Source organism: Pontibacter actiniarum, assembly GCF_003585765.1.
Classification (GTDB): domain Bacteria; phylum Bacteroidota; class Bacteroidia; order Cytophagales; family Hymenobacteraceae; genus Pontibacter; species Pontibacter actiniarum.
The window spans coordinates 612,841-625,018 of sequence record NZ_CP021235.1; the positions used below are offsets into that span (position 1 = coordinate 612,841).

12 protein-coding genes are annotated in these 12,178 nt (G+C 54.9%); 9 read left to right on the forward strand and 3 right to left on the reverse strand.

What is annotated here, in order from left to right; translation table 11 throughout:
- Positions 1–77: 77 nt before the first annotated feature.
- Complete coding sequence (locus CA264_RS02660) at positions 78–2,525, reverse strand: type IA DNA topoisomerase (protein ID WP_025604343.1); 2,448 nt, start codon at positions 2,523–2,525, stop codon at positions 78–80.
- 283 nt (positions 2,526–2,808) lie between these two features.
- Here CA264_RS02660 and CA264_RS02665 point away from each other — a divergent pair, with 283 nt between their 5' ends.
- From CA264_RS02665 to CA264_RS02680, 4 genes are all read left to right on the forward strand, one after another.
- Positions 2,809–3,654, forward strand: a complete 846-nt coding sequence (locus CA264_RS02665; protein ID WP_084196133.1) for a metallophosphoesterase family protein — start codon at positions 2,809–2,811, stop codon at positions 3,652–3,654.
- A gap of 11 nt (positions 3,655–3,665) precedes the next feature.
- Positions 3,666–4,268 (forward strand): hypothetical protein, encoded by a 603-nt coding sequence (locus CA264_RS02670; RefSeq protein ID WP_157593621.1) that lies wholly within the window; start codon positions 3,666–3,668, stop codon positions 4,266–4,268.
- Positions 4,269–4,308: 40 nt separating this feature from the next.
- Positions 4,309–4,530: a DUF2905 domain-containing protein gene (locus CA264_RS02675; protein WP_025604348.1), complete on the forward strand. Its 222-nt coding sequence runs from the start codon at positions 4,309–4,311 to the stop codon at positions 4,528–4,530.
- A 138-nt stretch (positions 4,531–4,668) separates the two neighbouring features.
- Positions 4,669–5,433: a YdcF family protein gene (locus tag CA264_RS02680; RefSeq protein ID WP_025604350.1), complete on the forward strand. Its 765-nt coding sequence runs from the start codon at positions 4,669–4,671 to the stop codon at positions 5,431–5,433.
- 586 nt (positions 5,434–6,019) lie between these two features.
- Here the strand turns inward: CA264_RS02680 and CA264_RS02685 are convergent.
- Positions 6,020–7,384, reverse strand: coding sequence for an NAD-dependent succinate-semialdehyde dehydrogenase (locus CA264_RS02685; protein WP_025604351.1), 1,365 nt, complete (start codon positions 7,382–7,384; stop codon positions 6,020–6,022).
- A gap of 190 nt (positions 7,385–7,574) precedes the next feature.
- Between CA264_RS02685 and CA264_RS02690 the strand changes: the two genes are divergently transcribed.
- From CA264_RS02690 to CA264_RS02710, 5 genes are all read left to right on the forward strand, one after another.
- Positions 7,575–8,132 (forward strand): RNA polymerase sigma factor, encoded by a 558-nt coding sequence (locus tag CA264_RS02690; RefSeq protein WP_025604353.1) that lies wholly within the window; start codon positions 7,575–7,577, stop codon positions 8,130–8,132.
- A complete protein-coding gene (locus CA264_RS02695; protein ID WP_025604355.1) occupies positions 8,122–8,937 on the forward strand; it encodes an anti-sigma factor in 816 nt (271 codons plus the stop codon). The genes CA264_RS02690 and CA264_RS02695 overlap by 11 nt, the downstream gene beginning before the upstream one ends.
- A gap of 35 nt (positions 8,938–8,972) precedes the next feature.
- Positions 8,973–9,488, forward strand: coding sequence for a rhodanese-like domain-containing protein (locus tag CA264_RS02700; protein ID WP_036775050.1), 516 nt, complete (start codon positions 8,973–8,975; stop codon positions 9,486–9,488).
- Positions 9,475–10,071 carry a TIGR04282 family arsenosugar biosynthesis glycosyltransferase gene (locus CA264_RS02705; protein WP_025604359.1) on the forward strand — a complete coding sequence of 199 codons (597 nt, stop codon included), beginning with the start codon at positions 9,475–9,477 and terminating at the stop codon, positions 10,069–10,071. Before CA264_RS02700 ends, CA264_RS02705 begins: the two co-directional genes overlap by 14 nt.
- Before the next feature lie 223 nt (positions 10,072–10,294).
- The gene (locus CA264_RS02710; protein ID WP_036775183.1) at positions 10,295–10,981 is read left to right on the forward strand and encodes a DUF2461 domain-containing protein; all 687 of its coding nucleotides are present in this window, start codon (positions 10,295–10,297) and stop codon (positions 10,979–10,981) included.
- Between the two features lie 93 nt (positions 10,982–11,074).
- Here CA264_RS02710 and CA264_RS02715 read toward each other — a convergent pair whose 3' ends face one another.
- Positions 11,075–12,136 carry a serine hydrolase domain-containing protein gene (locus CA264_RS02715; RefSeq protein ID WP_025604362.1) on the reverse strand — a complete coding sequence of 354 codons (1,062 nt, stop codon included), beginning with the start codon at positions 12,134–12,136 and terminating at the stop codon, positions 11,075–11,077.
- Between the last annotated feature and the right edge of the window lie 42 nt (positions 12,137–12,178).

The window sequence follows — 12,178 nt, forward strand, 5'->3', positions numbered from 1 at the left end:
GCCTCTTTGTGTTTATATGCTTTTGGTTGTCGCCGGTGGCACACCAGGTGCAGCACGTCTTGTAAAGCCAGCGGGGACTAGAACTGGTAAACTACCTGCCACTGCTCGTTCAGAGAAAGGGCTGCATCAAAAGGCTCTCCCGTCTTCTGTGAGGTAAAGCCCTTGATCTTGGGGGTTTTCCCTTTGAGCAGCAGCGCCGCGATTTGCTTCTCTGTCAGCTGCTTTCCGCCCATCTCGAAGGGAACCACAAACTGGCAGCCTTCCCGGAACCTGCTGCACCCGTAGGCGGCTTTGCCCTTCAGCAGCTTGCCTTGCTTGCAGCGCGGGCACTGTTCAAACGGGTCCTTGGCAGGCGCTTTCTCCACCTGCTCTACTACCAGCTGCCTGTTGCTGTCCAGTTTCAGAACGCCGTCATAGCTTTCGCCCTGCTCGTTTTTGAAGCCTTTGATGGTCGGTGTTTTTCCTTTGCTCAGCAGGGCCTGCACTTGCTTTTCCGTCAGTTCTTTGCCGTACTGCTCAATCGGGATCAGGAAACGGCAGCCTTCCTTGTAGCGGATGCAGCCAAAGGCTTTCGAGCCCTTTAAAATGTGGCCCTCTTTGCAGGCGGGGCAGGAGCCAAGGCCTTTGGCAGGGCCTGCGGCGTCTGCCTTTTCGGCTGGCTTGGAGGCGGCAGCCGGCTTTTTGCCTTTTGCCGCTGGCTTTTTCTCATCCTGCTGCGGCTCAATCGTTACGGTGGCGCGGTCGTACTTCACCTCCTGCACCAGGTTCATTACAAACTCCTGCAGCTCCTGCAGAAAAGCCTCTGCCTTAAACTCGCCTCCTTCAATCTGCCGCAGTTTGCGCTCCCACTGGCCCGTCATCTCCGCCGATTTCAGCGTCTCGTTCCGGATCACACCGATCAGGTCGATGCCCATCTGCGTGGGCACGATCTTTTTCTTGTCCTTCCGGATGTACTGGCGCTTAAAGAGCGTTTCGATGATGGCTGCGCGGGTAGAGGGGCGGCCGATGCCGTTCTCCTTCAGGGCGTCCTTCAGTTCCTCGTCCTCCACCTGCTTGCCGGCTGTCTCCATGGCGCGCAGGAGCGTGGCTTCGGTGTACTCCTTGGGCGGGTTGGTCATCTTTTTCTCCAGCAGCGGCTCGTGCGGGCCATGCTCCCCCTTTTCAAAGTGCGGGAGCACGCCGGCGGCCTCCTCTTCCTCTTTCGCGTCTTTGCCTGTAGGCTCTGATTTAACATCCTCTGCGCCGTAAATCACGCGCCAGCCCGGGTCCAGGATCTGCTTGCCCCGCACCTTAAACGTATAGCCAGCCGATTCTGCCATAACGGTGGTGTTGCTCACGATACAGTCGGGGTAGAAGGCTGCAATAAAACGGCGCGTGATGATGTCGTACACATCCGCCTCGCGGCCGTACAGCCCGCCTGCCGCCGCACCCGTCGGGATAATGGCGTGGTGATCGGTAACTTTGTTGTTGTTGAAGACCTTCTTGGTCTTGCGGATCTTGTTTTGCAGCAGTGGCGCCACCTCCTGGCTATAGTTGCTCAGGCCCTGCAGAATGCCCGGGATCTTCGGGTAAATATCGTCCGGCAGGAAAGTGGTGTCCACGCGCGGATAGGAGACCACCTTCTTCTCGTACAGGCTCTGCACCGTTTTAAGCGTTTCGTCGGCGGAGAGGCTGAGTTTGTTGTTGCACTCGATCTGCAGCGAGGTCAGGTCGAACAGCTTGGGCGGTGCCTCTGTTCCTTTTTTTGTTTCTACGTCCGTAATGGTGAGCTCCGCCTCCCGGATGGCCTCCATAATCTTCAGGGCCTCTTCTTCCTTCTGAAAGCGCCCGTTGGTACTCGAGAAGGTCGTGTCGCGGTACAGGGTTTTGAGCTCCCAGAACGGCTGCGGCACAAAGTTGGCGATCTCGTGGTGGCGGTTCACCAGCATGGCCAGCGTGGGCGTTTGCACGCGCCCGATGGAGAGCGTCTGGCGGCTGCCGTTGGCATACTTCAGCGTAAAAAGGCGGGTAGCGTTAAGGCCCAGCAGCCAGTCGCCGATGGCGCGGCTCTTGCCAGCCTGGTACAGCGAGTCGAACTCAGCGCCTTCGCGCAGTTTGGCAAAGCCCTGGCGGATGGCCTCTTCTGTGAGTGAGGAGATCCAGAGGCGCTTGAAGGGCTTTCTATACTTGGCCTCGGTTAAGACCCAGCGCTGTATCACTTCCCCCTCTTGGCCGGCGTCCCCGCAGTTGATAACCTCCTCGGCCTTGTCGAGCAGCTGTTTGATGATTTTAAACTGCTTTTGCACGCCGCTGTCTTTCATGAGCTTAATGCCATACTTCTCGGGCAGCATCGGCAGGTCATACAGGCTCCAGCGCTTCCACTCCGGGCGGTAATCGTCTGGCTCGCGCAACGTGCAGAAGTGCCCGAAGGTCCAGGTAACCTGGTAGCCGTTGCCCTCATAGTAGCCATCTTTCTTTGCTTTGGCGCCAATCACCATGGCTATCTCACGGGCTACACTTGGTTTCTCAGCAATGCAAACTTTCAAGGCAGTGGGGTTAATGTAGTTTCTACAGAGAACAAATTTAACGCTTTTACGGCTGATCTGCGAATAAAATCTGCACATATACCTGTCTTGCCCCTGCCTAAAAACATAAGCCTCAGTGCCTTGTTGTGTATTAGAATCTGACAATGGGGCTTAGGCTTACAGGTGGTATGGCTTATTCTTATGGCTATAAAATTATATTTAAATAACTAAAAGTATGAATAAGGAAGCTATCGGCGCCGGGGCCGCAACATTAAGGGCACCGGTATGGTAAAATTGAATACAAATGAGAAATACATGCATGATGCTGACAAAGATAAAAAGGTATAGCCGTGTGCTGCTGCTCACGGTTATATGGGGTTCGCTGGCGCTGCTGCACCAGGCTTGCGAGGAGTTTGAGTACAGCCCCTATGAGATAAGGCTGGACGATGACGAAAAGAACATCAACCAGCGCAACCTGGAGAAGATAAAAGCCCTGAACATAGCCCCAACCGATACCTTCCGGTTTGTGCTCACGGCTGACGCGCAGGGATTTTACGAGGAGAATGAAAAGCTGGTGGCGCACATTAACCGCCGCGACGACATCGACTTCGTGCTGCTCGGCGGCGACCTGACCGACTTCGGGCTGGTAAAGGAGTTTAAGCTGGTACATGAGGATTTTAAGACCCTGAATGTGCCATACGTGGCTGTGGTGGGCAACCACGACGCCATCAACAACGGCAAAGAGGCGTTTACAGCCATGTACGGCGACTACGACATCAGTTTTGCGGTAGGTAACTCAAAGTTTATTCTACTCAACACCAATTACCTGGAGTTCGACAAGCAGGTGCCAAACCTGAACTGGCTGGAGGAGGAACTGAAAGCCGCGGCGGACTATGAAAACGTTTTTGTCGTGTCGCACATTCCCCCAACCAACACCGAGTTCGGGGAGGAGAACCAGGAGCGGTACGCTAACCTGCTGAAGCAGTACAACGCCACATTCTCACTGCACGGGCACAACCACAGCTACAAGTATCATTTTCCTTTTGGCGAAGAGTTACCGGTGCTGGAGACAGCAGCCACGGAGAAGCTGGAATACGTGGTTTTTACGGTGGCTGGCGACAACGTGAGCTTTAAGCGCGTTTTAATTTAGCAAATCAACTCATGACGATAAGACTACTTTTAGGTTTAGTGTGCCTCCTTAGCCTGCCGCTGCAAACGATGGCGCAGGGCGATAGCACTTCCACCGCGCGCAAATGGTACGCCCCCGATGGCGTAACCCTGCAGTTTGCGGGTAACGTGGGCATGTTTGCGGCAGGGCCGAGCTACAGCTTTCTCAATGATAAGATCAACGCGGAGCTGCTGTATGGCGTGGTGCCTAAGTTTGAGGCCGAGGAGGTGCTGCACCTGCTCACGGTACGCAGCATTTTTAAGCCAGTTAACCGCATACAGCTGAGCAATCAGCTGCAGGTAACGCCTGTTCGCTTGAACCTCGGCCTGAGCTACTACTTCCGCGATCAGTTCTCCACATCCTGGGACAGCTCGTATCCCAAGAACTACTACTGGTGGACGAGCAGCCTGCGGATAACCGGGGGGATAGGGGCCGAAATGAACTACAGCCTCCGGAACAGCAGTACTGTAAAGGAGCTGAGCCTGTACGGGGAGCTAAGCACGTACGACCTGATCGTTACCTCTGCCATAAAGGACCCGACCCTCACCGCCTGGGACATTCTCAGTTTTGCCATTGGCGTGCGTGCGGGTTTTTAGCAAAAGCGGTATCTTTGGCCTGTAACAAACAGGAAATCAGATGCAGCCGATAGGGAAAACCATTGTTGTCGTGGGGGTTATACTTGTCGTGATCGGCCTGGTGGTTTGGCTGGCGGGTGATAAGTTCAGCTGGTTTGGCCACCTGCCCGGCGACATCCGGGTAGAGAAGAAGAACATGCGCTTCTATGCGCCTATCACCAGCATGATTCTGCTGAGCCTCCTGCTCTCGCTGGTTATGTGGGTGCTGCGGAAGTTCTTTTAGCCGCAGGCCTTTTCCTGCTTTGGCCGTACTTGCGTAACTTGCCGCCGCCAAAGTATAAACTCTGACGGAAGTTGCGCTTCGCCAGGATATTAATGCCACACTGGTGCTGCTGCTTTGGCTGTTCTTCTAAGCTAAGCCATGTTCTTTGTACTTTCCAAAACGCTTGATTTTCTGTTGATGCCCCTGGTGTGGTTGCTGCTGCTGCTGTGCCTGGCCCTGTTTCTGAAGTCTGCCAAGTGGCGGCGTATCAGTTTGGGGAGTGCCCTGGCGTTGCTGCTGCTGCTTTCCAACCCGTTTCTCTCGAACTTGGCCTGGTATGCGTGGGAGGCGCGTGCTGTGCCAGTTAGTGAGGTGGGCAAGTATGATGTAGCAGTGGTGCTCACGGGGGTAACCTCCTACTTCCCCGACATCCCGGACCGGGTGCACACCCGCAAAGGCGCCGACCGTTTGCTGCACACGCTGCAGCTGTACCGCCTGGGTAAGGTAAGCAAGATCGTGATCACCGGCGGGAAAGGCTTTCTGAAGGACGACATGGTGCCGGAGGCAGAGCAGCTCAAGCGCATCCTGCTTCTGGCTGGCGTGCCGGAAACGGATATCATTACAGAGCCGCGCGCGGTAAACACCCGGGAAAACGCCCTGTTTACGGCAGCGCTGCTGCGGCAACACCCGGAGTGGCAAAAAGTGCTGCTGGTGACCTCTGCCTTTCACATGCGCCGTGCAAGCGGCTGCTTCAAAAAAGCCGGCGTCAGCTTCGATAGCTACCCTGCCGACTTCTCCGCTTCAGTTCCTGCGCTTACCCCGGAAGCCACCATCGTGCCCAACGCCGTAGCCTTTGAGAACTGGCAGCACCTGATCCATGAGGTTGCCGGCTATGTGGTGTACAAGGTGCTGGGCTATTGCTGATCAAAACGTGGGAATCTGGTAATTTCTAAGACAAGGGGTGATGCTCTCCCGGCGTAAGCACCCGCTTGCGCCCCAACTGATTGCTGTTACTGTTACTGGCGCAAGTCTTCAGACTTGTGTCTTACTATAGTGTCGAGTTTGCAACTCGACTGGCTTGCAAAGCCATACTTACAGTTGATGCTTGAAACAGCTTCTCTGGCGCAAGCGTCCGCTTGTGCCTTCGACTGCCTCCGCTTTTATCTTTTGCTTTCCCTTCTTACACTTCCATACCCCCGGACGAAACTTATACTTCAGCATAAGTAACGACCGGTTTCCTTCTCCGGCCACGGAGGGACAGACCCGACACAACACAACAGAAAGTCCCGCCCACCTACTACTCCTATAAACCCTGTAGATCGGAGGCGTTTTATACTTTGCGAATCAAAAAAGCAAAGCACGATCTTCTCATCCGTTTCGGGCAACAAGGTAAAAAAAGAGGATTTGCCATCTAACGCGTATTTCCCGCAGAGCAGGTAAAAGCACAGAAAAAAGGCCCCATACTTACCGCTGTGTATGGAGCCTTTTTTCTGTGCACTACTACAGTAGCTTAGTCAATCCAAATGCTTTTCTGGTTCACAAACTCGCGGATGCCCAGGTAAGACAGCTCACGGCCATAACCCGACTTTTTGATGCCGCCAAAAGGGATCTCGGGGGAGGAGGCGACCAGTGCATTGACAAACATGGCACCTGTTTCCACCTTTCTGGCCACCCGGAGGCCGCGCTCCTTGTCCTGTGTCCAGACAGCGCCGCCCAGGCCGAAGCGGGAGTCGTTTGCCACTTTAATGGCCTCCTCTTCGTCTTTTACCACCATGACAGCAGCTACCGGGCCGAACATCTCTTCTTCGTAGGCTGGCATCCCCGGCTTCACGTTCTTTAGGATCATCGGGCGGAAGTACGCACTGCCTTTGCCCTCGCGGCCGCCATCCAGCACCACCTCGGCTCCTTGCCTGATCGATTCCTGCACCTGCTTCTCCAACTCCTCTGCCAGGTCGGCACGTGCCAGCGGGCCGTAGTCAATCTCTTCTTTCAGCGGGTCGCCGGTTTTAAGGGACTGCATTTTGGTCTTGAACTTCTGCAGGAACGCATCGGCAACGCTTTCCACCACAATAAAGCGTTTGGCGGCAATGCAGCTCTGGCCCACGTTAATCATCCTCGACTTGGAGGCCACCTCTGTTGCCTTGTCCAGGTCGGCATCGTCCAGCACGATAAAGGCATCGCTGCCCCCCAGCTCCAGCACCGTCTTCTTGATTTCCTGCCCGGCCTTCTCGGCCACCTTCGAGCCTGCTGTCTCGCTACCGGTCAGGGTAACGGCTTTCACGTGCGGGTGCTCAATTACAGCGTTCACTTCCTTGGAGCCGATCAGCAGCGTCTGGAACACGTTGTCGGGGAAGCCCGCTTTCTGTACGATTTCCTCGATGGCCAATGCGCACTGCGGCACGTTAGAGGCATGTTTCAGCAGCCCTACGTTACCGGCCATCAGCGCAGGGGCCAGAAAGCGGTACACCTGCCAAAAGGGGAAGTTCCATGGCATCACGGCCAGTACCACTCCCAGCGGCTCAAAGGAAATTAAGCTGCGCGAGGCTTTGGAGTCGATCTCTTCGTCTGCCATAAAGTCGGCGGCATGCTCGGCGTAGTAGCGGCAGGCCAGCGCGCATTTTTTAACCTCGGCCATGGCGTCTTTCACGGGCTTGCCCATCTCCAGCGAGATGATGCGGCCGTATTTTTCCGCCTCCGCCTCCAGGATATCTGCCTGCCTGTGCATATGCCTGGCGCGCTCCTCGAAGCTTACGCCGCGCCAGCTCTGGAAGGCTTTCTCGGCAGCCGCTATTTTCTGTTGTACCTCTTCGGGTGTGTGGGGAGTAAAGGTTTTTACCACTTCGCCTGTGGCAGGGTTCACGGTTTCTATAGCCATAGTTCTTTCTCTTTTTCGGGATGTAAATATACGCAAAGCCCTCTATAGGGGCTGAATACTCCTGTTTAACGTGTGCAGAGGCCACAGGAGCAACAATTTCTTCGTTTAAAAGTTAAAGATGTAATTGTATAGAATATCCTTAATTTTGAGCAGACGCTAAAAGGTGTCTGCACTGCAAGCTGTTATATCGTTGTCAACCCAGAAACCACACACCATAACAGAGGAAGAACTTGTTGCCAGGCTCAGGTCCGGCGACACCAAGGCCGTGTCGCTCCTCTACGACATGTACAGCGCTACGCTTTTCGGGGTGGTGCTGCAGATCGTGAAGGTGGAGGAGACCGCTGAAGATGTGCTGCAGGAGGCTTTCGTGAAAATCTGGAACTCCTTCCAAAGTTATGATGCCTCCAAGGGGCGCCTGTTCACCTGGATGATCAACATCTGTAGAAATCTGGCCATTGATAAAATCCGCTCCAAACAGCACCGCGTAAGTTTACAGACCAGGGAGATTCCTGCCTCGCCGCGCGCCGATATGGGGGCCGATAACTTTAAGCCGGAGCACATTGGGCTGCGCGAAATTACGGAGACCCTGAGCCCGGAGCAGAAGCAGATAATCGACCTGATGTACTTTGAGGGGATGACACAGAGCGAGATTGCAGAAGAGTACCAGATACCGCTGGGAACTGTAAAGACGAGGGCGCGCAGTGCAATTAGAACGTTAGTGAAACTGTTTAAGGGACGTGCTCAATAAAGAAGAATACATAACGTCCGGAATTCTGGAGCTCTACGCAACGGGTGCTCTTACGCCGCAGGAGAGGCAGCAGGTGGAGCAAGCCGCCGCCGCCTCGGATGAGGTGCGTGCCGCGCTGGAGGAGGCCCAGCTAGCCCTGGAAGGCTACGCGCAGACCTACGCTGTGCAGCCGGGGCAGGCTCTGAAAAGCCGCATTATGCAGCAGATAGAGGATCAGGCGCTGGAGAAAGCAGCGTTGGAGGCCCGGCCGCTGTACCCCGCGGAGCAGGAGGCGTCTCCCTACAAATGGATGTTTGCCGCCAGCATTACCCTTTTCCTGATCTCCGGCATCCTGAGCTTTTACTTCTACAGCCAATGGCAGCAGGCCGAAGACCGCCTGGCGCTGGCAGTGGCGCAGGAGCAGCAAATGGCTCAGAACTTTAGCACTGTGTCGCAGCGGGTAGAGCAGCAGGAGCTGTTGTTGCGCATGCTGCGCGATGAGAGCTATAAACCTGTGAAACTGCAGGGAGTGGAGGCACACCCGGAGGCGACCATGATGGTTTACTGGAACCCGGACCAACAGAAGGTATACGTGGACGCTGGGCAGCTTCCCGCACCTCCTGCCGGTAAGCAGTACCAGCTGTGGGCCCTGGCAGGCGGCCAGCCCGTTGACGCGGGCATGCTACAGGTAAACAGGCAGCCGGGCCTGCAGCAGATGAAGCCGGTTGGGGCCGCACAGGCCTTCGCCGTTACCCTGGAGCCGGAAGGCGGCAGCGCGAGCCCAACGCTGGAGCAGCTCTACGTGATGGGGGAGGTGCAGTCCTGAGTAACGCACAGCTAACCAAATCCTTTTCTACCGTTTTGAAAAAACTCCTGCTCTTAGCTACGTGCTGCTGGATGCTGTTGCTACAGGCCTGTGGGCAAACCACAGACAAAGCCTATGCGCTGATGCTGAAGGGGCTCTACAAGAACTCACTCCCATTTGTGAAGCCGGCGGTGCTGCAAAAAATGCTGCAGGCGGCAGAGAAGCCCCTGCTGCTGGACACGCGGCAGGCGGAGGAGTACAAGGTAAGCCATTTGCCGGGAGCCCGGTTTGTCGATTACGAAACGTTTAAAGTGGCTCAGCTGGCGGATGTGCCCCATGATACCCCCATCGTGCTGTACTGTGCCGTGGGCTACCGCAGTGAGCGGGTAGGAGAACAGTTAAAGGCAGCCGGCTATACGAGCGTACAAAACCTCTACGGCGGCATATTCGAATGGGTGAACCAGGGATACCCCGTTTATAGCCAGAAAGGCAAAACGGTAAAAGTGCATGCATACTCCAGAGCCTGGGGCGTGTGGCTCCGGAAAGGAGAGAAAGTATATGGACAAGAGTAAACTATTGCTGCTTTTCGTGCGCAACCCGGAGCTGGGCAAGGTAAAAACCAGGCTGGCCGCTACCGTTGGGCCCGAAAAAGCACTGCAGGTGTACATACGCCTGCTGGAGCACACACGCGAGGTAACCCGGCAGCTGCCGGTGCACAAGCTTGTGTACTACACCGACGAGGTAAAGCCGGATGATCTCTGGCCAAACGAAACCTATGAGAAGCGGGTGCAGCCAGGCGGCGACCTGGGCGTGAAAATGCAGGCTGCCTTTGCCAGCGCCTTCGAAGAGGGCTATTCCTCCGTTGTGATCATCGGGAGCGACTGCCTGCAGCTGACCAGCGATATTATAGCGGATGCCTACCAGAAGCTAGCGAGCCATGAGGTTGTGGTAGGCCCGGCACTCGACGGGGGCTACTACCTGCTGGGCATGAACCGCCTGTACCCGCAACTGTTCCAGAACAAGCGCTGGAGCACGGCGCATGTCTTCCCCGATACTGTTCAGGATCTGCAGGACCTGGACCTGCCTTACGCCCTGCTGCCCCGGCTCTCTGATGTAGACCATGCCGAGGACCTGGATGAAGATTGGCTGGCGTAGAAATTGTTTAAGGTTATTTGCCGCCACTATTGCGCCTGCTCAGTGGTACATGTTCTCATAAAAAGTGAAGGAAAGCAGGTACAGCGGGCGAAATACGTTAAACAGTATAGCGCCCATAATGGTATATGTACCGAGCAGGATACGCCGCTTTTGCATGTGCGGCCAGGCCTATCGCTTCAGCAGCAGCCAGGAGCGCATCATAATCAAGAGACGAATAGAACTCATGTCCATTAAAATAGAGCAGGATACACTTACTTTTCTGGCCGAACTGGCCGAGCATAACACCCGCGAGTGGTTTGGCGAGCATAAAGCCCGCTACGATAAGGCCCGTAAAAACTACATCTCCTTTTTGGATGAGCTGTTACTGGAAATGCAGCACTTTGAGCCCGCCGCGCGCGGACAGCAGGGCAAAGAGCTGGTCTTCCGGATATACCGCGACGTACGCTTCTCTAATGATAAACGGCCGTACAAGGATCACTTTGGAGCCTACATCGCAGAGGGAGGCCGTAAATCTATCCTTCCGGGCTATTACCTGCACCTGGCGGGCAACAATAACTCGTTTCTGGCAGGAGGCCTGTGGTACCCGCCGGCAGAGCAGCTAAAGGCGGTGCGGCAGGAAATTGACTATAGCCTGGAGGAGTTTAAGGGCATTGTGGAGTCAGAGGCGTTTGTGAAACGCTTCGGAGGCATTCAGGGCGATCAGCTGAAAACCACGCCCAAGGGCTATGACAAGGAAAACCCGGCCATCCACTACCTGCGTTTTAAAGGCTGGAACGGTGTAATGCCGTTACCAGACGAGACAGTGCTGCGCCCTGACTTCATGCAGGTGGTGCTGGACGGCTTTCAGGCGCTTAAGCCTCTGAACGATTTCCTGATGGCCCCGCTGCTGGATGTGGGAGGAGATGAATAGCTTAATTTAATAATTGGTTGCCGGGCTTGCCGGTGCGGGAGCTAACCTGAAGACCGTGTGCCGTTAAGGCAGCCCGCGCTCCTGTATGTGCGGTTACTTGCTGCTTAGCCGGCTGTAGATAAAGTCAACGGCATTCCGTACAAGCTGCCCGTTCTGATGGTTGGACAGCACTACAATGGCCATGTCCTGCGCCTCACTGTACCGCATCAGAACGGAGTTGCCAAAGGTGTCGCCGTCTTTTTGGTAAAAGTCTTTCCCTATGTCCCAGCCCAGGCCTACTTTTCTGTCTCTGTCTTCGTAGTACATGAGCCGGGTAAGTTGTACAGCCTCGCCAAACGCATCCGAGGAAATGTGGGCTTTCAGGTACTTTATCAGGTCCACCGCGTTTGACTTTAAGCCTCCTGCGGGGTTTGCAGCATCTATGATCATATAAACCTGGGGCTCGCCGTCTTCATTGTAAAGCCCGGCCACGTTTGCACCCACAGGCACTTCAAGCGAGGTATACTGCATGTGGAGCGGGTTTAGAATGGTGCTCTCCACAAGGTCTTCATACTTCATTTTTGTTTTTCTTTCAAGGATGTCTCCCAAGAGGGAGTAGGCGTAGTTATTGTACTGGTACTGACGGTAGCCGGTGAGCGAGTCCGTGCGCAGGAGTATGCGGTACAAATAGTCTTTGTCGACAAACCGAAAAGGGTTGACGGGGTCTCTCTTAAGCAAGTCTGCAAAGTACTTGTCGTTACTCAGGTTGGGGAGCCCGGACTGATGTGAGGCCAGGTCTGTCAGCTTTACCTTGTTAGAAAGGGGGCACGGAAGCGCTACTTTTGATGGCAGGTAGTTATCGATGAAGTCGTGCATCCCCATTTCCTGCGCTATAATAGCACGGGCCAGCAGCAGGGCCGTGAATGTTTTGGTCGCAGAACCAATCTCGAATAGCGTGGCACTGTCCAGCGGTGCTGCCCCGCCCTTTGTCCTCGAACCGAAAGTGTGGTAACTGGTTTTGCCCTGCTGGTAAATACCTATCACCAGGCCTACTTCAGGGTGCGTCTGTTTTATGCCATTTTGCCCATATAGCAGAGAATCAACAACCTGCTTGTGCTGCTGCCCGAAAGCATAGGAGGTTAAGATAACAAGTAAACTCGTCAACAGTTTTCTCATGGTTTATCCTGGATTATGTGCCGGTTAAGTGTTCTTTTATCA

What these genes read in the sequence shown, in the direction of transcription:
- CA264_RS02665 (WP_084196133.1), top strand. Translation starts at nt 2,809, where the DNA reads ATGAGAAATACATGCATGATGCTGACAAAGATAAAAAGGTATAGCCGT.
- CA264_RS02670 (WP_157593621.1), top strand. Translation starts at nt 3,666, where the DNA reads ATGACGATAAGACTACTTTTAGGTTTAGTGTGCCTCCTTAGCCTGCCG.
- CA264_RS02675 (WP_025604348.1), top strand. Translation starts at nt 4,309, where the DNA reads ATGCAGCCGATAGGGAAAACCATTGTTGTCGTGGGGGTTATACTTGTC.
- CA264_RS02680 (WP_025604350.1), top strand. Translation starts at nt 4,669, where the DNA reads ATGTTCTTTGTACTTTCCAAAACGCTTGATTTTCTGTTGATGCCCCTG.
- CA264_RS02685 (WP_025604351.1), bottom strand. Translation starts at nt 7,384, where the DNA reads ATGGCTATAGAAACCGTGAACCCTGCCACAGGCGAAGTGGTAAAAACC.
- CA264_RS02705 (WP_025604359.1), top strand. Translation starts at nt 9,475, where the DNA reads ATGGACAAGAGTAAACTATTGCTGCTTTTCGTGCGCAACCCGGAGCTG.
- CA264_RS02710 (WP_036775183.1), top strand. Translation starts at nt 10,295, where the DNA reads ATGTCCATTAAAATAGAGCAGGATACACTTACTTTTCTGGCCGAACTG.
- CA264_RS02715 (WP_025604362.1), bottom strand. Translation starts at nt 12,136, where the DNA reads ATGAGAAAACTGTTGACGAGTTTACTTGTTATCTTAACCTCCTATGCT.